This is a genomic window from Halorussus salilacus (assembly GCF_024138125.1).
Taxonomy (GTDB): domain Archaea; phylum Halobacteriota; class Halobacteria; order Halobacteriales; family Haladaptataceae; genus Halorussus; species Halorussus salilacus.
Window position 1 is genome coordinate 1,215,020 of record NZ_CP099993.1, and the last position, 23,039, is coordinate 1,238,058.

Genomic DNA, 23,039 nt, shown 5'->3' on the forward strand with positions numbered 1-23,039 from the left:
GACCGAGACGGAGGCGACGCCGCTCGCGGCGTCGCCTCCGTCACTTCGAGTCGGCGTCGTCCGGTTCGGATTCGCCCGGGTCGGGTTCGCCCGGCCCGGATTCGCCCGGTTCGAGTTCGCTCGGGACGGATTCACTCGGGGCGGATTCGCCCGGGTCGGGTTCGCCCGGGTCGGATTCGCCCGGGTCGGGTTCGCCCGGCCCGGATTCGCCCGGTTCGAGTTCGCTCGGGACGGATTCACTCGGGGCGGATTCGCCCGGGTCGCGCGCGACGGAGTCGCGTTCGGGAGCGTCGAGGTCGGCGTGGCGCTCGCTCGCCTCGCGCCCGTCCGGGTCGTCGCCCGCGCCGTCGAAGGTGACGCTCCGGCCCATGTCGGTCTGCCGGTAGGCGTTCCGGTAGCGGGCGATCTTCCGGTAGAGGATGTAGCCGAAGACGCCGTCGTACACCACGACGAAGCCGATGAAGGCGAGGCCGGGCGAGACCGCGACATCGAGGAATTCGAGGGCGTCGGTCAGGTAGGTGACCGACGTGTTGTAGGTCGCGTGGATGAACGACGCGATGAGCAGGCCCTTGACCACGATGGGTCCGGCGTCCTCCTCGTTGAACTTCGCGAGGCCGAGGTAGTAGCCCGCGAACGCCGAGTAGATGACGTGGCCCGGCCCCGCCAGCAGGCGGACCGCCGCGACCTCGCCAGCGCTGGCGATGGCCTGCGTGCCGAGGTCTGCGACGCCGTCGATGCCGCGGGTGATGTAGATGGCGTTCTCGATGGTGGCGAAGCCCAGCCCCGCCATCGCGCCGTACACCGCGCCGTCGATGACCGCGTCGAAGCGGTCGTCCCGGAAGGCGTAGAGCCGAATCGCGAGCCACTTCACCGTCTCCTCGACCGGGCCGACCACGAGGTAGAAGAAAAGCGCCATCCCGACGACCGGGACGAGCGTCACCGCACCCGCGAGCGTGTTGAGGACGGCCGCGAACCCGGCGAACAGGACCCCCAGCATGAAGGTCCCGACGAGCAGGCTGAGCGGTTCGGAGGTCGTCACGTCGGCGTACCAGATGTAGGCCGCGAGCGCGAACGCCGGGACGACCGACAGCACGACGAAGGCCCCGATGACCGGGTTCTGGACCGCCGCGAGGCCGCTGAGGTAGAACTGGGCGGCGAGGATGGCGAGCGCGAGGACGACGACGATGGCCCGGGCCGACGCGGTCACGCCGCGGTAGACGCCAGCGGAGAGCCCGTCGAGCCACGTCCGGTTCTCCCACGTCGCCACGTCGTAGAGGTCCGCCGAATCGGTCGCGCCCTCCTCGACCGGGTCTCGTTGCGTTCCCATCGGCGGCGGCTACGCGTTCCAGTGACAACTATCTGGTCCCAGACCCCCTATGATACCTTAATCGTGATTAAATACCATTAACACTCGTAGGGGTGGGTTTATCAACCAGAATCGGACACCACTCGGTCAAGGATGACGTACCGAAGCCAGAGCCGCGGATTCATGTACACCGCCCCGCCCGGTCCCGACGGCGAGGACGAGAACCGACCGACACCGACCGAGGAGGCCGACGACGAGCAAGCGGCCGCCGCCGAACCCGCGCCCGACCTCGAACCGATGGGCAAGACCGACGCCAACTGGACCGGAAACGTCTCGACCGACGCCCCGGCCGACGACTGAGGGCCGTCGCCCGACGCCAGCGTTTCGGCGACCGCCGTCGCTCGTTCTCTGCGCCGAACCGCCAAACCGATAACCGCGCCCGCCCAGCCTTCTCGCATGAGCAGGGTCCGCATCAGGGGAATCTACGCGACCGCGCTGACCGAGCGCCTCCGCGGGGAGTTCGAGGTCGTGCAGGCCTCCCCGCCCATCCGGCGGCGCTTCGACGCCGAGTTCCCGCCCGAGGAGTACGACGCCACCGTCGAGACGACCGACGACCGGCAGGGCGTGGCACTCAGCGGCGACCCCGAAACCGTCGAGCGCGTCGGCGACGCGCTCGACGGTGGCCTCGACGCCTTCCGGTGGTCGGACCCGGCCCCGCGGGGCGCGGTCTTCGACGGCGAGGTCGTCGAGACGCTTGGCGGGGGCGCGGTCGTGGACCTCGGCGACCGCGAGGGCTACCTCCCCTACGGGACGGTCGACCGGCGCGTTCACGAGGGCGATTCGGTCCGCGTGCAGGTCCACGACCCCGCGGCCCCGTGGGCCGACCACCGGCCCGGACTCGGGACGGCGTTGAAGGCGTTCGGGGGCGTCGCGACCCTCTCGACCGACATCGACCGCGTCGTCGCCCGAGGCGACGACGCGACCCGGACCGAACTCGCCCGGACGACCGAGATGCTCCCGACCGAGGTGCCCGACGAGTGGGGCGTCGGCTGGGAGTACGCCGCCGCCGACGCCAGCCTCGACGCGATGGACGACGCGCTGGCGCGGAGCGCCGAGCGCGCCGAGGAGATGGACGCCGCGCTCGCGGACGCTCCGGACCCCGGCGAGGAGGCCCCGAAGCGCCTCGTCGCGCCCGAGGCCACCGAGTGGGTGTGGTTCGGCCGCGAGTCCAGATTCGACCTCGATGCCGACCGCCGCGCGGTCGCGACCACGATGCCCGGCCACCACCGGGTGAAGGCCGCCCACGAGGCCGCGAGTTCGGCGGTCGACTTCGTGGAGGACCTCTGCGACCTCGACGGGGGGTTCCCCGCGGGCGCGGCCCTCCGACAGTTCGGCCCCGAGGAGGGCGACCGCGTGGCGATTCGCCACGGCAAGCCCGACGGCCGGTGCTTCTCGCTCGGGCGCGGCGAGGTCACCGAGTGTCTCCCCGAGGAGGGGAAGGTCACGGTCCGCCGGGAACTCTCGGGCGGCGGCCTCTACGACGCGCTGGAGGTCCCCCGCGAGTCAGGCGACGTGGCCGTCACGAAGTTCCGCGAGGGCAGGTGGTGGTACCCCACCGCCTACCGGAGCGCCGAGGGCGAGACCAAGGGGACCTACGTGAACGTCTGTACCCCGTGGAGCTGTTTCCGGATTCGGCGCGGTACGTCGACCTCCACGTCGACGTGGTGAAGTTCCCGGACGGCGAGGTCCGGCGGGTCGACGACGACGAACTGGACGAGTCGGTGGCGGCGGGGGAGGTGTCCGAGGAACTGGCCGAGAAGGCACGGAGCGTGGCGGGGAGTGTGGAGAAGGCGCTCAAGTAGTTCGAGCGAGCGAAGGAGCGAAGCGACTGAGCGAGCCAGTAAACGGTGGTTCAGATGAAGTCGCTGTCGGGCGACCCCTCGCCGCGACCCCCGCGGCCGCCCTCGTTGCGGTCGATGCCCATCACGCTCTCGGGCTGGTCGACGTCCCAGTCGCCGGTGCCGTCGTCTGCGACCCGGACGGTCACGTCATCGACCTCCTCGAAGTCCTTGGCGAGGTCGAGCTTGATGTTCTGGGCGGTCCGGGGGCTGATGGCGCATCCCGAGCACGCGCCGCCCAGTTCGACGACGACCTCGCCGGTCTCGGGGTCGGCCTTCTGGACCGCACTCTCGCCCCCGTGCATGCTGATGATGGGCATCTGGCCGGTGAGCCACCGCTCGACCCGGGCCTGAAGCGAGTCGTCGTCGTCGGTCATGGGTAGGGGTAGGGGTCGGAGGGGTGGTAGGGCTTTGGGTTTGTTTCGGGTCGGGGGCCGGGATTCGCGTTTCAGAGGCGGTAGTCGCGGAATCGGCTTGGAAGAATTCGGCTGTTGTTTCAGCTCATCAGGGTCCGGGGAGGGCGACTCAGAAAGCCCCCGGCCGGTCGCGGTCGCTCAGCGACATATCCGCGCCTCACCGCACAGCACGACACGGCGCGGATAGGGGTCGCTGAGGCGACTACATAAACGCGACCGGCCGGGCCCTTTCGGTCCGGCCAACAGCAACCGCAGGCCACGAACCTCCCCAACCGACTGCGGTCCTCAGTCAGTCGCTCTCTTCGGTCGCTCTTTCCTTACCCTCGGTATTTCCGCCACGCGGTCGCGCCGAGGAGCGCCGCGACCGCCGCCGGAACGCCGAACCCGGGCGCGCCGCCCGACGAGCCCTCGTCGGTCGCGGTCCCCTCGTCGAGGGCGGCCTCCTCGGTCGTCGTGGTGGTCGCGGCGGTCGTCTCGGTCCCCGCGGCGGTCGTTTCGGTCTCGGTCCCGTTCCCCGCATCACTCGTCAGCGACGGCGGGTCCTTCTGGGGCTCGCCGTGGACCTCGTTATCGAAGGTGTAGAGCGCGCCGTCGATTCCCTCCAGTCGCCCCGTGCTGCTGGCGACGAAGAAGCGGTCGGTCGCGAGCTTCGCGGTCCAGAAGGCGGCCTCGTCGGGCATGCGCCACCAGATGAGCTCCTCGGGGTTCGCGGGGTCGGAGATGTCGTGGACCTTCACCCCGCCCTGATACCACGAGGAGAACAGCCGGTCGCCGACGATGTCGAAGTTGTGCGAGGTGGTCCACGTTCCGCCCTGCGTGGTGTCCGGCGACGGCGGCGGGTCGATTGTCGAGAGCCGCTCGGGGGCTTGCGCGTCCGAGACGTCCCAGAGTTCGATGCCCCCGGGACCGCCCTCGATGTCGTCGCCCTCCCCGACCGCCCACGACTCCTTGTTGATTCCGAGCAGGCCCCCGTCCTCGCTGGGCATGGAGTAGTGGTCGTTGCCCGGCGGCTTGATGACGTGTTCGCGCGCGTCCTCTTCGGAGATGTCGGCGAGTTCCTCGCGGGGGCGACCGCCGACCTGCGCGACGGACTCGGGGGCCGCGGGGTCGCTCACGTCGAGTATCCACGTCCCGGCGTCCCACTGGGCGAGGTAGGCCCGGTCGTCGCCGACCCACACGTCGTGGACCTGACGCAACGACGGAGGGACCTCCGCCCACGCCTCGTCGTGGTCGAGCGGCGACCATCGGCCGAGTTCGGTCGGGTCGTCGTCGCTCACGTCGACCGTCACGACGGGGTTGTCCTCGCTGTCGTTGCCGGTCAGGTAGGCCACCCCGTCACGGAGGAAGCAGTTGTGGATGGGGTAGTCGGTCTCGAAGAAGGCGACCTGCTCGGGCCCCGTCGGGTCGCTCACGTCGTAGACCACCAGCCCCTGCAACACGTCGCCGATGATGGGGTCTGCGGGTCCGGCGACCACGAGCCGGTCGCCCTCGACCTTCAGGTCCTGAATCCCGCGGAGCGGGCCGTTCTCGCGGTCGTCGAGCAGGTCCCGGCGCTCCGCGACGATCTGGGGGTCCCTCGGAATCGCCACGTCGACCACGACGAAGCCGTCCATCGCGGCGACGTAGGCGAACTCGCCGTCGGGTCCGGGGACCGCCTCCGCCGCCTTCTCTATCGGAATCCTGCCGAGCGGCCGGTACGGGCCGGGGTGGGCGCTCGCGGTCTCGACCGACGAGAGACCCGCGGCTCCGGCCGACGAGAGGCCGACGATTCCGGCGAGTCCCCCGAGAAGTTCGCGCCGTCGCATGGACAGGAGAACGGACTACGGGAAGATAAAAGCGCGGGAACGACCCGTGCGGGCCGGTGAGCGACTCAGGCCACCCGCGTCGAGTCGCCGGTCCCGCCGGTCAGGGCGCTCGCGATTGCGCCCTTCAGCACCACGTCGTCGCCGAGCGTGGTCAACTGCACGTCGGGGACGTTGTTGAACACCAGGTCGTCGAGGCGGTCGCGAATCGGGTCCACGACGAGTGCCTCGTTGTTCAGCGCGACCGCACCGCCGACGTAGACGACCAGCGGGGCGTACGCCTGCACGACGTTGGTCACGCCGAGCGCGTTCCAGTGGGCGACCTGATCGACGACGTGGGCGGCGAACTCGTCGTCGCCCGCGCGGTCGAACACGTCGACCGCGGAGAAGTCGGGGTCATCCAGGGGGAGCGCGGTGTCGAGGCCGGGGTCGTCCTCGGCGAGGAGTTTCGCGTACTCGGGGATGTTGTTGCCCGAGCAGTACGCCTCCCAGTGGCCCTCGTGGCCGCACCCGCACGTCCGTCTGCCCTGCGGGTCGACCACCATGTGGCCGACCTCGCCCGCGTTGCCGTCCCACCCCGCGAGCACCTCGCCGTCGACGCACACCCCCGCGCCGATGCCCGACGAGATGGTGAGATACACCATGTCGTCGGGGTTTCGGTCGCTGTGGAAGCGCTCGCCGATGACGCCCGCGACGGTGTCGTTGTGGAGGTACACCCGGTCGGAGCCGACGAGTTCGCCGACGGGACCCGTCAGCGGGATGCGCTCGACGGTGTCCGGGAGGTTCGCCGGGTTGTCGACGGTCCCCTCCGCGAGGTCGAGCGGCCCGATGCTACCGATACCGACGGCGCGGACCTCGGTGGGGTCGATTCCCGCCGCGGCGGCGGCCTCGCGGAGGCACGTCAGCACCGCCTCGGTCACGGCGATGCCGGTCGGCCCGCGCGGCGTGTCGGCGCGGTGGACGCTCACGACCTGCCCCTCCTCGTCGGCGACCGCGGCTCTGACGTTCGTCGCACCGAGGTCAACGCCCGCGTAGTACGCCATTCACGCCGGGACAGACGTGACGGCCGCACTTAACTACAAGCATTTACTCGCCGACGAGTATGGTAGAACGTGGCAATCGACTGCCCGCCCGCCGCCGTGCCCGCCGCGCTCGCGGCGGGCACGGCGGCGGGCGGGCGTTCGGAGACCTCGGCGGGTGGGCGTTCGGAGACCTCGGCGGGCGGGCGTTCGGAGGCCCCGGCGGGCGCGTGCCCGCGGTCGCCGACTCAGTCCGACCGGACGAACGTGACAGGGCAGGGGGCCGACAGCATCACTTCCTGGGCGGTCGAGCCGAACACCGCCTTGCCGGTGGGCGAGCGCTTTCGCCCGCCGACGAACACCTGATCGGCCTGGACCTCGCGCGCGAGTCCCACGATGCTCTCGCCGTGCGGCCCGACCGTACCGCGCACCCGATAGGTGACTCCCGCGTCGGTGAGGTAGTCGGTGAGTTCGCGGACGGTGGCGTGGCGTGCGGCCACCTCGTCGGCGCTGATCTCGCCCGCCGGGTCGTAGTCGAGGCTGGCGACCACGTCGTCGAACTCCTCGTCGGTGAACACATGTGCGAGTACCACCGTCGCGTCGGTCGGTTTGGCCACGTCGACGACGGCCTGAGCGAGGTTCTCGGTGCGGTCGGCGTCGCCCGGCCCGACCGCGAGCAGGATGGTGTCGATAGCCATACCCGAACGTCCACGCCCGCGATAATTAATGGTGTGGGAGGTGGTAAGCCTTCGAGCGCGAGTCGGGCCCCGGCCGAGCGCGACCTCAACGCACATGTGGGCGGCGCGCGAACCGTCGGTCATGATACGACCCGACCTCGACGAACGGACCGCTCTGGTGACCGGTAGCGCGACGGGCGTCGGCCGAGAGCTACTGTTCGCGCTGGCCGAGCGGGGCGCGTCGGTCGCGGTCCACTACCGGACCAGCCGCGAGGCCGCCGAGGAGGTCGCCGAGGCGGCCCGCGACCGCGGCGCGCCCGAGGCGACCGCGGTGCAGGGCGACGTCGCCGACCCCGACGACGTGGACGCGATGTTCGACGCGGTCGAACGGGAACTGGGCGGCGTGGACGTGCTGGTCAACAACGTCGGCCCCTTCGCGCCCAGCCACTGGGAGGACATCTCCTTCGAGCAGTGGAACACCGTCCTGCAGGCGAACGTCAACGGCACCTACCTCTGCTGCAAGCGCGCGCTCCCCGGAATGCGCGACCGCGAGTGGGGCCGCATCGTGAACGTCGGCTACGCGAGCGCCGAGAAGGGACTGGTGAGCCCCAAGAACGCCCCCTACTTCATCGCCAAGCAGGGCGTGCTGATGTTCACCCGGATGCTCGCCAACGACACCCAGCACGACGGCATCACGGTCAACGCGGTCTCGCCCTACGTGGTCGAGAACTCCGACGAATTTCCCGACGACCTCCCGCGCGGGCGGCCCGCCGGGTTCGACGACGTGGCGCAGGCAGTCCTGTTCTTCCTCGACGAGTCCAGCGGCTACATCAGCGGCGAGAACGTCGAGGTCGACGGCGGGTGGCTCCCCGAAAAGGTGTGACGGAGGGTTCAGTATTCGTCCAGATTCCACCGCTCCTGTTCGGGCGACCAGCCCTGCCGACCCTGCTCCAGTCGGTGGGCCTCCTCGATGAGTGCCTCCTGTTCGTGCACCACGTCGGTCATCGTCAGCATCCCGACGATCTCCATCGACTCCACGACTGGGAGTTTCTTCACGTCCTTCTCGTGCATCGTCTGGACCGCCTTGCGTATCGTCGCGTCAGGTGTAGTGGTCACGAGCGAGTCGCTTGCCGCCTTCGAGGCCGGAACCTCGGTGAACGGTCGCTCGGATAGGTAGCCCGCCTTCAGCGCGTCGGTCTCGGTCACTATTCCGACGGGGGTCCCGTCTCGCTTGAGGACGACACTCCCGACGCGCTCGCGGAGCATCCGGCCGACCGCCTGCTGGAGCGGGGCGTCGGCCTCGACGGTCACCACGTCGGCCGTCATCGCGTCTCGAACGAGCATGGTCGAGACGTGGTGCGAAGGGTACGTCTTTGTTTGGGTGCGCTCGCGGTTACAGCGGTAGCGAGGCGAAAGCCCACCCCTTCAGGGGTGGGATGAAGCCGACAACTGGGAACCAATCCATGTTCATAGCCACGGTTGGGGTTGGATGTTTACGTAACATCTTTAGGTGAATGACTTCTATATACCGACGATGCCCCGTGGGTTCGACAGGGAACGTACCAATGTCCACAAACTCCAGTACCACTTCATCTGGTGTCCGAAGTACCGCAAATCGGTGCTTGAGGGCGAGGTACGTGACCGTCTCAAAGAACTCATCGAGGACAAAGCCGACGAACTCGGGTTAGAGATACTGGAGTTGGCGATTCGTCCCGACCACGTTCACTTGTTCATCACGGGCGACCCGACACTCGCCCCGAACAAGATAATGCAACAGGTCAAGGGCTACTCCTCGCGCCACCTCCGCGACGAGTTCGACTTCGGCTTGCCGTCGCTGTGGACGCGCTCGTACTTTGTCTCAAGTGCGGGCGACGTATCCAGCGAAGTCATCGAGGAGTACATCGACGCCCAAGCAGGTGAGTAGTCATGCAACGGAACGTCTCAACCACGGTGCGGGTCAAACTCCACTCGCTGACCAACAGGAAAGCCGATCTGCTCGCCCGTGAGTACGAGGCGTTTCAGACCGAGGTACACGGCGGAGACGCCAACCTCTACTCCGCAACCGACCAGCAGGCGTCGAAAGTCCAACGACAGAAAGACCCGAACCCAAACACCGAACAACCCGTCGTCCTCCGCAACGACGTGTTCGACGTGGCTCACGACGAGGGCACCGTCCTTTCGTCGTGGTGGGTGAAAGTCCCCGTCTACGACTCCGAACAGGGGCGGGGCAACTCCATCTGGTGTCCCGCTCACGTCCCGCACAAGGACGAACAACTCGTCCGTGAGGGCGACGTTCGGGACAGCGAACTGGTGCGCCGTGACGGTGACTGGTACGTCCATCTCGTCGTAAAGCGGTCTGTGACCGTTCAAGACGAGTATGACGACGTGCTGGCTATCGACATGGGTGCACGGTGGGTCGCTACTTGCGCGTTCCTCTCTGACCGCAAGACCACCTTCTACGGCGAGGAAGTGCGTCGTATCCGCGAACACTACAAGCAGTTGCGAAAGTCCATCGGGAAAGCGAAACCCCGACAGGGACAGCAGGTGGTAGAGCGTATCGGTGACGCGGAAGCGCGGAAGGTGGACGACCGCCTCCACAAGATTGCACGCCAAATCGTGGAGGACGCCGAAGAACGGAACGCGGTCATCGTCGTGGGCGACCTCGGCGGGATTCGCAAGGACAACGACAAAGGGCGGTACGTCAACGACAAGACCCACAAGATGCCGTTCGCCCGCCTGCTCAACTACATTGAGTACAAGGCCCACGACGCAGGCATCGACGTACAGTTGGTCGAAGAATACGACACATCGAAGACCTGCAATCGGTGTGCCTGCGAGGGCGTGCGTGAAACGCAGGGCCGTTTTGAGTGTCCTGAGTGTGGGCTGGACGATAATGCGGACAAGAATGGTGCGCTGAATATCGGCAAACGAGCCTTGGGCAAGTTCTCGAAACCGCTGTCCGAGGCGGGGGCTGTACTGGCACAGCCCGAAACGCAGGTCATCGTCCAACGTGACGACGAACCTGCGAACCTCTCCGTATTCGTGGGTTCAACCCCCAGTGGGGGAACCCCACGGCTTTAGCCGTGGGAGGATGTCAGTGGCTTCCGAACGTCGCCTCACCTGCGTCGCGGAACGCTTCCTCTCCCCATCGCTCGTCTCGGGTCAACGTTTCGAGGTCGATTCGTGTGCGTTCTGAGTCGTCATCGGTGTTCATGGTTCGGCCAATTAGGGTACAGTAAAGCCAGATATTTGAGTGTTCTTCGAGAGACCAGTATCTCTTAGAGACCGTTACTCTCAATTCACACCTTGCATTTTTAACTATTGGGTTCGAAATCCGAAATCGTCGCCACATGAATCGGACACCAGTTGTTTCAAGCAATCTCGAAAGTGTCGGCTATGACGCGGACAGCCAAGTCTTGGAGATCGAGTTCGGTAACGGTGTGTACCAGTATTTTGGCGTTCCAGAGAGCGTATATCGGGGGCTAATGAATGCCGCGTCTCATGGAAAATACCACCATCGGAATATAAGAGACGTGTATCCGTACGAACGAATTCGGTAACTACTCCTCGGAGTCCGGTTCGATTCTAATCAAGCGCTCGTAAGGAACGTAGCCGACAACATCTCGGTCCTGTTTCAATATTACTCCTCGTTGTGATTCCGTAAAGGACCCGCATTCAACGTATCCGACACGATCCGAGCTTTCGTAGTATGCGCGCATTGGTCGTACTGTCAGACCAACGAGTTGAAAAACTACTGGTGTTCGGGAACGACGTCCAGAGGCAGAGAACTTCGTGCGTCTATCACTGGCGTTTCGTTACGACCGCGACAGCAACTTCGCCAGATGCTCCTTCGAGAAGAACGAGGTCGGCTTGTCCATGTGGACCCCGATTTCGCCCGAGAACGCAGACAGCCCCGCGTGCTGGACGCGCTCGGGGAGCGAGTAGCACTTCCGAATCCAGTGGCCCAGCCGAATCTCGGTGCTCAGGTCGTCGCGCCACGCCGCCTCGTAGTCGGCGAGCGTCCCGGGGTCCTCGGGGTCGATCTCGCGGGCCGCGTGGTCGGCCGCGGTCATGCCGTAGAGGATTCCCCCGCCCGTGAACGGCTTGGTCTGGGCGGCGGCGTCGCCGACGAGGAACCCCCGCCGACTCGTCACCGAGTCGGCGGGGCCGACCGGAATCATGCCCGCGCAGAACTCCCCGGTGTCGACGTCGTAGTCGGCGGTGAACTCCTCGAACAGGGCGTTCGCTCCGGGGTCCGACCCCGGCGGGGCCGCGAGGCCGTACTCGACCCCCGAATCGCCCCGCGGGATGCGCCACGCGAAAAATCGGGGCGCGGTGAGGTGAACGTCGACGTAGTCGCCGGGGTCGTCCTCGTCGCTGAACCCCAGCACGCCCTGTAGCTTCTCGCCGGGTTCGGGCAGGCCGAGTTCGCGACGGACCCGCGAGACGGGTCCGTCGCATCCGGCGACCATCTTCGCCTCGAACGTCTCGGTGCCGTCGGGTCCGGTCGCGGTCACCGCGACCCGGTCGGGACGCTCCTCGACGGTCGAGACGCTGTGGCCCTCCCGGAGGTCGACGCCCGCCTCGCGGGCCGCCTCGGCGAGGTGGCGGTCGAGTCCCACGCGGTCGATGACGTTCGAGACGACCTCGCGCTTGTAGAAGGGGTAGTCGTCGCTCCCGGGGCCACCGACGTGGAAGCGCGCGCCGAACACCTCGTTCTGGAGGAGGTCCTCTCGCGCGCCCTCGCGGGTGAACTCCCAGACGTCGGTGCTGACGTGGCCCGAGCACGCGAGGGGCTCGCCGACCGACCCGCGTTCGAGCGCCAGTACGTCGTATCCGCGTTCGGCCGCGCGCCGCGAGAACCGCGACCCGGCGGGGCCTGCCCCGACGACGACGAAGTCGTACATCGGCCCGAGGTACGGGCCTGCCGACCAAGTATCCTACCCTTCGATGTTCGGCGGGCGCTCCTGTCGAGCGAGCTGTCGCCGCCGCATGTAGTGGGCCATCGCCGAGAGCACGAACGCCGCGACGATGAGGACGCCCCAGATCTGGTCGGGTATCGCGGCGAACGGCGGGATTCCGAGGAGGTCGCCGATGACCAGAATCGCGCTCACGACCGCGAGCCCGAGGTAGTATCGAATCCACGGGAGGTCGTCCTGCGGTCTGAGGTACCCCTCCAGTTGGGCGGCGTTGTCCGACAGTTCGACCACGCCCCGGTTCTGGTTGTACTCGACGATGCCCGCGTCGGCGAGTTTCGGAAGATGGGTCTGGTACAGCGAGGTGTAGACCGACTTTCGCTCGTTGGCCGACAGCCCCTCTACCGTCGTGTCGTTCTCCCACGCCGCGACCTGCTCGGCGAGCTCGCTCAGCTCGACCGGCCGCTCCTGTTGCTTGAGATAGTGCAACGTGTACCGGCGACGCCGGTTCTTGAGAACGTCGAAGATGAGATCTTCGGACAGTGTTTCTCGTTCAGGTGAATTATCAGCCGAGCTCATGCTACCGAAGCCGCTCAATCGCTTGTTGCCCCGATGCCGCTGCCACCCATCGTAACACGGTACGCGAGTTTCACCCGGGCCACACTTTGTTATCCAGTACTTAGCCCGCCGTAAATATCAAGTAAGTTTTAATTCTGAGAGGTAATCGAGTGATTCCCGGAATTAATGCGACAATACGAAACTCATTCCGGAATTTCACCGACTATCTCTAGTCGTCGGTCGCCGGGGCAACCGTCCGGTCGGCCCGCGGGCCGTCGAGGTCCACGTCGGGGAGCAGGTCCCGGAGGTACCGTCCCGTGTGCGAGTCCTCGGTGCGAGCGACCTCCTCGGGCGTCCCCTCGGCGACGACCTCGCCGCCGTGCTCGCCGCCCTCGGGACCGAGGTCGATGACGTGGTCTGCGTTCTTCACGAGGTCGAGTTCGTGTTCGATGACGACCACGGTGTTGCCCTTGTCGGTGAGCCGCTGGAGCACCTCGATGAGCTTTCGCTCGTCGGCGCTGTGGAGCCCGGTGGTCGGCTCGTCGAGCAGGTAGAGGGTGTCGCCGGTGTCCTTCTTGCCGAGCTCCTCGGCGAGCTTGACGCGCTGGGCCTCCCCGCCCGAGAGCGTCGTGGAGGGCTGGCCGAGCTTCATGTAATCGAGGCCCACGTCCTTCAGCAGGCCGAGCCTGCGCGCGATGCGCTGGTCGTGCTCGAAGAAGTCGTAGGCCTCCTCGACCGACATGTCGAGCACGTCGGCGATGGTCGCGCCCTTGTAGGTCACGTCGAGGGTCTCGTCGTTGTAGCGCGCGCCGTCGCACTCCTCGCAGGGGACGTACACGTCCGAGAGGAAGTTCATCTCGATCTTGACGGTTCCCTGCCCGCCACACTCCTCGCAGCGGCCGCCCTTCACGTTGAACGAGAACCGGCCCTTCTCGTAGCCGCGCTGTCTGGCGAGCTTGGTCTCGGCGAACAGCTCGCGGATGTAGTCGAAGACGCCGGTGTAGGTCGCGGGGTTCGACCGCGGGGTCCGGCCGATGGGCGACTGGTCGATGAGCCGCACCTTCTCGACCAGTCCGGTGCCCTCGATGGCGTCGTGGTCGCCGGGGTCGACGCTGGTGTTGTCGTTCATCTCGCGGGCCAGCCCCTTGTACAGTATCTCGTGCATTAGGGTCGACTTACCCGACCCCGAGACGCCGGTAATCGCGGTGAACTGGCTCACGGGGATGTCGACGTCCACGTCCTCGAGGTTGTGCTGGCGCGCGCCCACGACGGTCAGGGCGTCGTCGCTGTCCCGGCGCTCGTCGGGCACGGGAATCTCCTCGCGCCCGGCGAGGTAGTCGCCCGTGATGGACTCCTCACACCGCGTTATCTCCTCGGTCGTGCCCTGGATGACCACCTCACCGCCGCGCTTGCCCGGACCGGGACCCATGTCGATGACGTTGTCGGCCCGGCGCATCGTCTCCTCGTCGTGTTCGACCACGAGGAGGGTGTTCCCGAGGTCCCGAAGCTCTTCGAGGGTGTTCAGCAGGCGGTCGTTGTCGCGCTGGTGGAGCCCGATGGACGGTTCGTCGAGGACGTAGAGAACGCCAACGAGGCCCGACCCGATCTGGGTCGCGAGTCGGATGCGCTGGCTCTCGCCGCCCGAGAGGGTCGAGGCCTCCCGGTCCAGCGTGAGGTACTCCAGTCCGACCTCCTCCATGAAGCCCAGCCGCGCGCGTATCTCCTTGAGTATCTCCTCGGCGATCTTGGTCTCGCGCTCGTCGAGGGTCGCTTCCAGCCCCTCGAAGTGCTGCAGGGCGTCGCCGATGGACATCTCGTTGACCTCGGCGATGGAGGTACCGTCCACCAGCACCGACCGGCTCTGGTCGTTGAGCCGGGTGCCCTCACAGACCGGGCACTCGGTGACCGCCATGTAGTCCTCGATGTGGTCGCGGGTGCTGTCCGAGTCGGTCTCGACGTACCGGCGTTCGAGGTTGGGGATGACGCCCTCGAATCGCTCGTCCTTCTCGCGGACGCCGTTCCGGGTCCGCCACTCGAAGTGGACCACGCCGTCGGTCCCCCAGACGAACGCTTCCTGCACGTCCTCGGGGAGGTCCTCGAAGGGGGTCTCGACGCTCACGCCGAAGTGGTCGGCGACGTTGTCGAGCTGTCGGCGGTAGTAGGTCCGGTTGTAGCTCCACGGCTCGAAGACGTTCTTGAGCTTCTTCGAGGGGTCCTGGACCACGAGGTCCTCGTCGACCTCCTTGGTCTCGCCGATGCCCTCACACTCGGGACACGCGCCGTGCGGGCTGTTGAACGAGAAGCTCCGGGTCTCTATCTCCCGGAAGTCGATGCCACACTGGGTGCACGCGAGGTCCTCGGAGAACTCCACGACGAGGCGGTCGTCCTCGCCGTCGTCCGCTAAATCGCCGGTCGACCGGGCCGCGGCCCCGCCGATGGCGTCGGCGGCCTCGGCGGGCGGGTCCGGCAGGACGACCTTCAGCACGCCGTCGGCTTCGTCGAGGGCGGTCTCGACGCTGTCGGTAATCCTGCTCCGGGCCTCCTCGCTGACCTTCACGCGGTCGACGATAACGTCGACGTCGTGGTCGTAGTTTTTGTCGAGGTCCGGCCGATTCGTCGTGAGGTCGAACTCCTCGCCGTCGACCTCGACGCGAGCGTACCCCTCCGAAACGAGGTCGTCGAACAGGTCCTCGAACGCCCCCTTCTGGTCGCGGACCACGGGCGCGGCGATCTTCGCCCTCGTCCCCTCGGGGAGGTCGAGCACGCGCCGGACCATGTTCTGGGCGCTCTGCTCGCCGACCTCCTGACCGCACTCGGGACAGTGGGGCGTCCCGATGCGGGCGTACAGCAGGCGAAAGTAGTCGTGGAGTTCGGTGACGGTCCCCACGGTAGAGCGCGGGTTGTTGGCCGCGTTCTTCTGGTCGATGGAGATGGCGGGCGACAGCCCCTCGACGTTCTCGACCTGCGGCTTGTCCATCTGCCCGAGGAAGTTGCGGGCGTACGCCGACAGGCTCTCGATGTACCGGCGCTGGCCCTCGGCGTACACCGTCTCGAAGGCGAGCGAGGACTTCCCCGACCCCGACAGTCCCGTCACCACGTTGAACTTCTCGCGCGGAATGGAGACGTCGAGGTCCTTGAGGTTGTGCTCCTCGGCCCCCCGGACGTCGATGTAGTCCTTGCTCATTCGGGTGCGCGTAGGGACTTGGGGTGTGAAACGCTGTCGGTTCGGACCGATACCGGCGTGAAAGTGGTCGCGTGACGGGGCGCTCGCGGTCGGAAGACCGCGAGCGCCCCGTCGCTTTTCCCCACAGTCGACGTACACGTCGCCATGGACTCCGAGCGGGCGTTCGTGGCCGCACTGGTGGGACTCGCGCTCGCCGTCTCCGCGCTCGTCGTGCGACCGTTCTTCACCTTCGTCGCGCTCGCGGCGTTCCTGGCGTACGCCCTGTTCCCGCTCCAGCGGTGGCTCGCCCCGCGCCTCGAATCCCGGCTCGGACCGCGACTGGGTCGGCGGGTCTCGGCGCTGGTCCTGATGGTCGTCGCCGCGGTCCTGTTCGTGCTCCCGTTCGTCCTGCTGGTCCAGGTGGTCGTCAGGCAGGCGCTCGCGGTGGCCGAGGCCGTCCAGTCGGGCGCGGTGGACCTCGGCGTCCTCCGGGACCTCGTCGGGCCGGGCGTCGAGCGGACCCTCGCGGAGTTCGCACGCGCCGCTGCGGGTCGGATCGCCGAGGAGACGCCCGGGCTGCTCGGCGGCGCGTCGAACGTCGCGGTCGGGGTCACGGTGTTCGGCTTCGCGCTCTACTCACTGCTGGTCGGGGGCGAATCGGTCGTGGCGTGGCTCCGCGAGGTGACGCCGCTTCCCCGGCGCGTCGAGGACGAACTCCTCGCCGAACTCGACCGGCTCACCTACGCGGTACTGGTCACGCAGGGGCTCATCGCGGTCGTGCAGGCCGTCCTGACCGGGGCGGCGCTGCTCGTCCTGGGGTTCTCGAACGTCCTGTTCTGGACGGTCCTCGCGGTGGTGTTCGGGCTCCTGCCGTTCGTCGGGTCGATGTTCATCTGGCTCCCGGCGGCGGTCTTCCTGCTCGCCACCGGCGACCTCCTCGGAGGCGCGGCCCTGCTCGTCTACGGCTTCGGTCTCGTCAACCTCACGGATAACTACCTCCGGCCGGTCGTCGGCGGCCGGAGCGCGAACCTCGACCCCACCGTCCTCGTGGTCGGCATCTTCGGCGGTCTCGCGGCCTTCGGCTTCGCGGGCATCTTCGTCGGTCCCATCGTCCTCGGGTTCACCAGGTCGCTGGTCGACGTGGCGGCCCGCGAGTACGCGTGAGGGTCCCCGGCGGAACTAGTAGGTCGGAATCCGGGCCGACCGGTCGCTACCCTCGACGAACGGGAGGTCGACCAGCGAGGCGAGGGTCTCCTCGCCGTCGACTCGGACCGTCATCACCGGCGCGTCGTCGGCGGTCCCCACCGACGAGTCGAGCAACGCGAACGCGACGGGTTCGCCCCGGGAGGGGCTCTCGACCGCGCGGGTCACCTCGCCGACCGACTCGTCGCCCACGAAGACGGCCGCGCCCGAGTCCGGACGCTCGTTGGTCCGAAGCCCCGCGAGACGCTGGCTGGGCTGGCCGCGGTTCTCCACGCGCGAGACGACCTCCTGACCCACGAAACACCCCTTCTCGAAGTCGACCGCGTTCCGGAGGCCAAGGACGTTCGGGATGCGGCCCGCCAACTCGGTCTCGAACAGGGGCGTCCCGGCTTCGAGGGTGAGCGACTCCCACGTCCGGCGGCCGAACGGCGCGGCGTTCAGCCCGCGGTTCAGCAGGGTGTCGTAGACGAGTTCGGCGTTCGGGAACTCCTCGCCGGTCTCGTTGACCGTCGTCCCGGTGGTACAGACCACCTCGTAGCCCTCCTCGCCGGTCGGCGCGTCGGTCCGGATCACGGTGACCCCGACCTCGGCGATGCGCCCCCGGACGAACGAGAGGCGGTCCTCGGGAGTGCCCGCGCCGTTGAGGACGCTGGCCAGCTTCTCGGTCGCCTTCGGGCCGTGGACGCCGAACACCGCGAAGTCGTCGCTCGCGACCGATATCTCCACGTCCTGAATGAACACCTTCTCGCGCCACTCCTCGGCCAGCGGTCCGGCCTCGCCCGGCGGGACGAACAGCAACAGGCGGTCGCCCGCGTCGTAGACGTACATGTCCAGCTCGACGCCGCCCTGCGGGTCGAGCAGGAGGGCGTAGACCCCCTCGCCGTCCTCGCTCGGGACGCGGTTCGACACGACGTTGTCGACGTACTCGACGCGGTCCTCCCCCTCGACGACGACCACGCCGTAGGGCATCTCGGTGACGCCGACCACGTTCCGGACCGCGCGGTGGGCCCGGTCGGGGCGGCCGTAGTGGGCCGGGACTCGGCGACCCCCGACCTCGACGAACTCCGCGCCGAGGTCCGTCTGGTGGTCCTCGATGACTGTCATACCGTGGGATTGGGGCGCGAGCGGGATTAAAGGGACGGAATCGGGTGGCTGGTGGACGAGGTGAAGTGTTTCATCGGGGGTTTCGATGATGGATTGACCACTCGGCGCGTGCTGGCGCGGTCGGCGGGAGCGAAGCGACCGACTGCTCGGCGGACGCGGTTTGTCCGCCGGTGCCCGGCGGTGTTGGGCCGCGCCGACACGCGCGAGGGACGAGCATCGCAGGCCGAAGGCCGAGAAGCGCAGGAGGCTGGGGAGGTTCGAGGCCCGCGGTTGCGGTGGGGTCGGGCGGGACTGAAAGGGGCCGCCCGCTCGCGTTTATGTAGTCGCCTCAGCGACCCCTATCGCGGGCCGGGCTGTGCGGAGAGGCCCGCGATATGTCGCTGAGCGACCGCGAGCGGGCGGGGGCTTTCTGGCGGTTCGTCGCCATGTCTTCTGGGAGGGTGCGTAGCGAGCGGGCGGGGGCTTTCTGGCTGTTCGTCGTTCCGTGTGCTCCAACGGTTCGTAGCGAGCGACCGGTGGCTTTCCGGGACGACACCACTCAGAGTTCTCCGACTCGTCGCGAGCGGGCGGGGGCTTTCCGGAATTTCTCCGTCTCTCTCGTCACGAAACCGAGTAGCTCGCCGAAGACAGCAACCACGACCGAGTTCTCGTTTCAAAGCGGGAGTCGTTCGATGATGCGGTCGACGAGCGACGGCTCGTCGCCCGCCTCCTCGTCGGGGTCCGGAATCACGCGCTCGTCGGGCGTGATGAGCGTGCGCTGGTCGCCGGTGTTGGCGTCGATGAGACCGTCCTCCTTGAGGTTGGCGAGCGCGGTTTCGAGTTCGTCGATGTCGACATCGACGTGCGACCGGAGTTCGAACACCGTCATCCCCTCCTCGTTCCGGTCGACGAGGGCGTCCAGAACCGCAACCTCGACCGACTCGCGGTTCCGGTACTCCCGCTTTGCCTTCATGGGTGGACGTATGACCGGTGGGTTCTTACACTTATCCCCGTCTCGAAGGCGGGGGTATTAAGCCGCGAAGCGACGGAGGGTCGGGTATGAAGGTCAAGTCCCGCCACCACCTCAGGAGCGACGAGGTGAGCGACGTCGAGGACCGACTGGCCGAGAGCCTCGGCGTCGACCTCGACGCCGACACCTACGAACTCGTGGAGTTGGAGGACTCGGCGTTCGACCTCGTGCTGGTCGACGGCGAGCCAGCCGTCCTCTACTACGACGACGAACCCTTCCTGACCGTCCGCGGCGCGAACGAGTACCCGCCCGAGACGCACGTCGTCACCGTCGACGCGGGCGCGGTGTCGTTCGTCAGCGACGGCGCAGACGTGATGCGGCCCGGCATCGTCGAGGCCGACGACGACATCGAGTCGGGCGACCTCGTCGCCATCGCCGAGGAGTCCCACGGCAAGGTGCTCGCGGTGGGGCGCGCGAAGACCGGCGGCGACGACATGGTTGGCGACTCGGGGAAGGTCGTCGAGTCGGTCCACTACGTCGGCGACGAACTCTACGAGTTCGACGTCTGAGTCTCCGTTTTCGTCCCGCCACAGCACCGCCCTAGCACAGCATTGCCCCAGCACAGCATCGCCCCGCCACAGCACCGTCGCGCCCTACTCCGCGTCCATCTCGTCGTCCCCGTCGGTCTCCTCGTAGCGCTCGACCGCCATCTCGAACCCCTCCTTCGCGAGTTCGTAGGTCTCCCGGAGGTCGGCGATGGGCGTCTCGGTGGCGTCGACCCGGAGGTCGTCGTAGTACGGTTCCATCTCGCGGTGCTCGGTGGTCTCGACGAGCAGCGCCGCGCTCTGGACGTGGAGGTCCTCGCGCTTGTCGCCGCCCTCGGCGTGGCCCGCTTCGAGCGCGTCGACGAGTCGCTCGGCGAGCGGGGCGTCCGAATCGCGCGAGTCCCGGTAGGCCTCGGCGGTCGCCTCGATCACGGACTCGCCGGTCAGTAGGTTCCCCGCGACGGTGAAGCCCTCGCCCTCAACGTGCCCGTACCAGTCCTTGCACTCCTCGCCCGAGAACGCGAAGGTGCCCTCGGCGTCGACGCCGTGGAGCTGGCGCTGGGGCGCACCGTCGTCGGCGTTGAGCAGGGACTGGAGGGCGTCCTCGACCGCGAGGCCGTCGTCGAGGTACGCGACGCCCTTCCGGCCGAGTTCGACGTTGACCAGACTCTGGGTTGCGACCGCGCCGGAGTCGCTGGCGAACGGACAGAGCGTCCCGACCGCCGGGAGTCGGGTCGTCACCGCGACGCCGAACCGCAGGTGGTCGTCGCCCTCGTCGTCTCGCGGCGTCGCCGCTCGACCGTCCGAGGCGGTCGCCTCGCGCGCTTCGTACTCCTCGCGAACGCAGATGCTGAAGGTCACGCTCGAATCGAAGACGCGCCGCGCCAAAAAAGTCAGTCTGGCGGCGATTCGGTCGGTCCCGGCGAGTCGGAGTCCGGGAGCGACGCGCGGGTCGACCCCGCGTTCAGGCCGAGACGGTCTCGGTCTGCGTGGCCGTGTTGCCGTTCGAGTCCGTGACGGTGAGGGTCACGTCGTACGAGCCGCTACCCTTCTTGTCTTCGAGCTGGTCGGTACCGGACGCGCTGGTCCCGCTCACCGAGGTGGTCGCCGAGTCGACGGACGAGCCGTTCTGGGAGAGCGCGACCTCGACCGACGAGAGTTCGGTGTCGTCCGAGACGGCCCAGCTCGCGTCGAATCGCGCCCAGCCGCCGTTGCTGTCGCTCGTGACGTCGAGTGAGTCGACAGTCGGTGCAGTGTCGTCGCCGCCGTCGTCACCGTCGTCGCCGTCGTCGCCGTCGCTGTCGAGCGCGGCGGCCACGTCGAGCAGGCCGTTGCCCTGCTCGTTGTCGCCGAGACCGATGTCCTCGGCGGCCGAGTTGAGCTGGTCGCGCGCCTCGGTGTTCGACGAGCCGTTGGCCATGAGCTGGCCCGCGGCACCGGCGACGTGCGGGCACGCCATCGAGGTGCCCGAGAACGTGTCGTAGCCGCCGGGAATCGTCGAGTAGACGTCGCTTCCGGGCGCGGCGATCTCGACTTCCGACCCGGTCGAGGAGAAACTCGAGAGCTCGTCGCTGTCGTTGGTCGAGCTGACCGCCACGACCTCGTCGTAGACGGCGGGGTAGCCGACGCACTCGTTGCACGGACCGTCGTTTCCGGCCGCGGCGACGAGGAACACGCCCTCGCTGGCGGCGTACTCGACCGCGTCCTTGAGCGCCGACGAGCCGGAGCTCGCGCCCAGGCTCAGCGAGCCGACGTCCCAGCCCTGATCGCCGACGTACTCGATGCCCGCCGCGATGTCCGAGAACGACCCGGAGCCTTCGCTGTCGAGCACCTTGACGGCGTGGAGGGTCGCCTCGGTCGAGACGCCCACGACGCCCTCGGAGTTGTCGACCGCGTCGGCGGTACCCGCACAGTGAGTACCGTGGTCGTTGTCGTCGTCCCACGACTCGTCGCACGACCCGCCGGAGCAGGTGGCGAACGCCTCGCCGGACCCGAGGTTGGCTTCGAGGTCGGGGTGGTCGCTGTCGATGCCGGTGTCGAGGATGGCGATGTCTGCGCCGCTCCCCGTCTCGCCCTCGTCGTGGGCCACGTCGGCGTCGACTCGGTCGATGCCCCACGGGAGGTCCTGGGCGAGCGCGTGCATCTGACCGTTCTCCTCGACGTAGCGGATGTTGGGGTTGCTCTCCAGCTTCGTCGCTGCCTGCTCGGGTAGGCGGAGCGTGAGCGCGTCGATGGAGTTGAACTCCCTGACCGTCTCGTCGGCCTTCTCGAGCGCGGCCTTGCGCCCGCGCTCGGACTTGAACCCGACGTTGACCTCGACGGTCGCGTTCGCACTGCCGAGTCCGGTCGCACCGACCGCCGCGATGGACCCGCCAGCGACCTTGAGTACGTTACGTCTCGAAACACTGCTTGTATTATCTGCCATCCAGAGTAAACATACAGTAGCGGTATTTAACTATTTTTGTGAATATAATAATGTTTATAGTATAAACTGTTCGGTAGAATACCCGGCAGGGCGGCCCCCTCGTCTGACGTAAGAACTATACCGCTCCGCTCGGCCCTTATCCCTATGGGCTTCATGACCAAGATCCTCGGCGACCGGGACGCACACACCGCCGAGGACTACGTCGAACTCAACCTCGACGACTTCGAGACGGCCGGGAGCGAGGCCGCGATGCAGGTCCACATCGCGGAGGTACAGGGCCAGCAGGACGTCATCGCGATCAAGGACGCCGTCTACGACGGCGACCTCGTCATCGCCGACATCACCCGCCTGCGGACCGAGGACACGACCGTCGAGCGCATCACCAACGAACTCCAGCAGGTCGCCCGCGAGGTCGACGGCGACATCGTCCAGAAGGGCGACGACCAGATACTCCTCACCCCCACCGGCGTCGACATCAGTCGCGAGAAGCTGTAACCGGCCTCGTCCCCCGATTCGTTTCGGTCGCCGACTCGCGCCACTCGCTCGTCATGCCGCGCTCGCCGAGTCGCGTCGAGTCACGTCACCCACCGCTGGGTAGCGATGCGAGAAAGAAGACCGATTTCAGACGTTGTCGGGCGCGTCGGCGTCGTCCTCGACCGCGCGCTTCATCGACTCGCGGCGGGACTTGGCGTCCCGACCGGTGGCTTCGAGCAGGAAGTCGTTCTTGAGGCTGACCGCCTCCTCCGCGGCGTCGAAGTGGCCCGCTTCGATGACCTCCTCGGCGGGGCGCTCCTCGAAGTGGACCGCGAGCTTGTCCTTCTTGCCGCTGTACTCGGCCGTGCCAGCGACGATGCGGTCGAAGACGGGGTTGTCGGGCTCTTCGACCACGTAGAGTTCGTGGCCGTCGTACTCCTCGGTCCCGGCGACCTCGCCGAAGTACTCCTCGATCTTCGCCTTCATGTCGGGGATGCGGTCCTCCAGATGCTCGCCGCGTCGCATCTTGTACTCCTTCATGCTGTCCCCCTTTTGGATTGGGGGGTGTAAACCCTTTTCGCGTC

The 23,039-nt window shown here is 67.4% G+C and carries 21 protein-coding genes and 2 pseudogenes; 9 read left to right on the forward strand and 14 right to left on the reverse strand.

Annotated features, from left to right (window positions below; translation table 11 throughout):
- Window positions 1-325: 325 nt before the first annotated feature.
- Window positions 326-1,327 (reverse strand): annotated as a pseudogene (locus NGM10_RS06240) (PrsW family intramembrane metalloprotease); the annotation flags it as partial.
- 132 nt (window positions 1,328-1,459) lie between these two features.
- On the opposite strand from NGM10_RS06240, the gene NGM10_RS06245 reads away from it, so the two are divergent.
- Window positions 1,460-1,666 carry a hypothetical protein gene (locus NGM10_RS06245; RefSeq protein WP_253483028.1) on the forward strand — a complete coding sequence of 69 codons (207 nt, stop codon included), beginning with the start codon at window positions 1,460-1,462 and terminating at the stop codon, window positions 1,664-1,666.
- Window positions 1,667-1,762: 96 nt separating this feature from the next.
- Window positions 1,763-3,168, forward strand: a pseudogene (locus NGM10_RS18405) (ribonuclease FAU-1 family protein).
- Between the two features lie 50 nt (window positions 3,169-3,218).
- Here the strand turns inward: NGM10_RS18405 and NGM10_RS06255 are convergent.
- The 4 genes from NGM10_RS06255 to NGM10_RS06270 form a co-directional block, all read right to left on the reverse strand.
- Entirely contained in the window at window positions 3,219-3,581 is a 363-nt protein-coding gene (locus NGM10_RS06255) for a NifU family protein (RefSeq protein ID WP_253483030.1), read from the reverse strand.
- A 356-nt stretch (window positions 3,582-3,937) separates the two neighbouring features.
- Complete coding sequence (locus NGM10_RS06260) at window positions 3,938-5,425, reverse strand: hypothetical protein (protein WP_253483032.1); 1,488 nt, start codon at window positions 5,423-5,425, stop codon at window positions 3,938-3,940.
- A gap of 65 nt (window positions 5,426-5,490) precedes the next feature.
- Window positions 5,491-6,465: an ROK family protein gene (locus tag NGM10_RS06265; RefSeq protein WP_253483035.1), complete on the reverse strand. Its 975-nt coding sequence runs from the start codon at window positions 6,463-6,465 to the stop codon at window positions 5,491-5,493.
- A 224-nt stretch (window positions 6,466-6,689) separates the two neighbouring features.
- Window positions 6,690-7,139 carry a universal stress protein gene (locus tag NGM10_RS06270; protein ID WP_253483038.1) on the reverse strand — a complete coding sequence of 150 codons (450 nt, stop codon included), beginning with the start codon at window positions 7,137-7,139 and terminating at the stop codon, window positions 6,690-6,692.
- A gap of 121 nt (window positions 7,140-7,260) precedes the next feature.
- On the opposite strand from NGM10_RS06270, the gene NGM10_RS06275 reads away from it, so the two are divergent.
- Entirely contained in the window at window positions 7,261-8,001 is a 741-nt protein-coding gene (locus NGM10_RS06275; RefSeq protein ID WP_253483041.1) for an SDR family NAD(P)-dependent oxidoreductase, read from the forward strand.
- An 8-nt stretch (window positions 8,002-8,009) separates the two neighbouring features.
- Here NGM10_RS06275 and NGM10_RS06280 read toward each other — a convergent pair whose 3' ends face one another.
- Window positions 8,010-8,462: a CBS domain-containing protein gene (locus NGM10_RS06280; protein ID WP_253483043.1), complete on the reverse strand. Its 453-nt coding sequence runs from the start codon at window positions 8,460-8,462 to the stop codon at window positions 8,010-8,012.
- Window positions 8,463-8,652: 190 nt separating this feature from the next.
- Here NGM10_RS06280 and tnpA point away from each other — a divergent pair, with 190 nt between their 5' ends.
- From tnpA to NGM10_RS06295, 3 genes are all read left to right on the forward strand, one after another.
- Window positions 8,653-9,042: an IS200/IS605 family transposase gene (tnpA, locus tag NGM10_RS06285; RefSeq protein WP_253483045.1), complete on the forward strand. Its 390-nt coding sequence runs from the start codon at window positions 8,653-8,655 to the stop codon at window positions 9,040-9,042.
- Between the two features lie 2 nt (window positions 9,043-9,044).
- Window positions 9,045-10,199 (forward strand): RNA-guided endonuclease InsQ/TnpB family protein, encoded by a 1,155-nt coding sequence (locus NGM10_RS06290; protein WP_253483047.1) that lies wholly within the window; start codon window positions 9,045-9,047, stop codon window positions 10,197-10,199.
- Between the two features lie 269 nt (window positions 10,200-10,468).
- Entirely contained in the window at window positions 10,469-10,678 is a 210-nt protein-coding gene (locus tag NGM10_RS06295) for a KTSC domain-containing protein (protein ID WP_253483049.1), read from the forward strand.
- A 255-nt stretch (window positions 10,679-10,933) separates the two neighbouring features.
- Here NGM10_RS06295 and NGM10_RS06300 read toward each other — a convergent pair whose 3' ends face one another.
- From NGM10_RS06300 to uvrA, 3 genes are all read right to left on the reverse strand, one after another.
- On the reverse strand, window positions 10,934-12,025 hold the full coding sequence (locus NGM10_RS06300; protein ID WP_253483051.1) for a geranylgeranyl reductase family protein: 1,092 nt from the start codon (window positions 12,023-12,025) through the stop codon (window positions 10,934-10,936).
- Window positions 12,026-12,058: 33 nt separating this feature from the next.
- The gene (locus tag NGM10_RS06305) at window positions 12,059-12,613 is read right to left on the reverse strand and encodes a DUF7344 domain-containing protein (protein WP_253483052.1); all 555 of its coding nucleotides are present in this window, start codon (window positions 12,611-12,613) and stop codon (window positions 12,059-12,061) included.
- Between the two features lie 208 nt (window positions 12,614-12,821).
- Window positions 12,822-15,776, reverse strand: coding sequence for an excinuclease ABC subunit UvrA (gene uvrA / locus NGM10_RS06310; protein ID WP_253483053.1), 2,955 nt, complete (start codon window positions 15,774-15,776; stop codon window positions 12,822-12,824).
- A 144-nt stretch (window positions 15,777-15,920) separates the two neighbouring features.
- Between uvrA and NGM10_RS06315 the strand changes: the two genes are divergently transcribed.
- Window positions 15,921-16,919, forward strand: a complete 999-nt coding sequence (locus NGM10_RS06315; RefSeq protein WP_253483054.1) for an AI-2E family transporter — start codon at window positions 15,921-15,923, stop codon at window positions 16,917-16,919.
- Window positions 16,920-16,934: 15 nt separating this feature from the next.
- Here the strand turns inward: NGM10_RS06315 and ygfZ are convergent, their stop codons facing one another.
- On the reverse strand, window positions 16,935-18,062 hold the full coding sequence (gene ygfZ / locus NGM10_RS06320; RefSeq protein WP_253483057.1) for a CAF17-like 4Fe-4S cluster assembly/insertion protein YgfZ: 1,128 nt from the start codon (window positions 18,060-18,062) through the stop codon (window positions 16,935-16,937).
- A gap of 652 nt (window positions 18,063-18,714) precedes the next feature.
- Complete coding sequence (locus NGM10_RS06325; protein ID WP_253483060.1) at window positions 18,715-19,014, reverse strand: DUF6432 family protein; 300 nt, start codon at window positions 19,012-19,014, stop codon at window positions 18,715-18,717.
- Between the two features lie 86 nt (window positions 19,015-19,100).
- On the opposite strand from NGM10_RS06325, the gene NGM10_RS06330 reads away from it, so the two are divergent.
- A complete protein-coding gene (locus NGM10_RS06330) occupies window positions 19,101-19,580 on the forward strand; it encodes an RNA-binding protein (RefSeq protein WP_253483061.1) in 480 nt (159 codons plus the stop codon).
- Between the two features lie 84 nt (window positions 19,581-19,664).
- Here the strand turns inward: NGM10_RS06330 and NGM10_RS06335 are convergent, their stop codons facing one another.
- Together NGM10_RS06335 and NGM10_RS06340 are read right to left on the reverse strand one after the other, a co-directional pair.
- Window positions 19,665-20,417, reverse strand: coding sequence for a DUF1028 domain-containing protein (locus NGM10_RS06335; protein ID WP_438267165.1), 753 nt, complete (start codon window positions 20,415-20,417; stop codon window positions 19,665-19,667).
- Window positions 20,418-20,520: 103 nt separating this feature from the next.
- On the reverse strand, window positions 20,521-21,981 hold the full coding sequence (locus tag NGM10_RS06340; protein ID WP_253483062.1) for a S8 family peptidase: 1,461 nt from the start codon (window positions 21,979-21,981) through the stop codon (window positions 20,521-20,523).
- Window positions 21,982-22,125: 144 nt separating this feature from the next.
- Here NGM10_RS06340 and NGM10_RS06345 point away from each other — a divergent pair, with 144 nt between their 5' ends.
- A complete protein-coding gene (locus tag NGM10_RS06345) occupies window positions 22,126-22,476 on the forward strand; it encodes a cell division protein SepF (protein WP_253483063.1) in 351 nt (116 codons plus the stop codon).
- A 126-nt stretch (window positions 22,477-22,602) separates the two neighbouring features.
- On the opposite strand, the gene NGM10_RS06350 is transcribed toward NGM10_RS06345, so the two are convergent.
- Entirely contained in the window at window positions 22,603-22,995 is a 393-nt protein-coding gene (locus NGM10_RS06350) for a DUF5611 family protein (protein WP_253483064.1), read from the reverse strand.
- Window positions 22,996-23,039 lie beyond the last annotated feature (44 nt).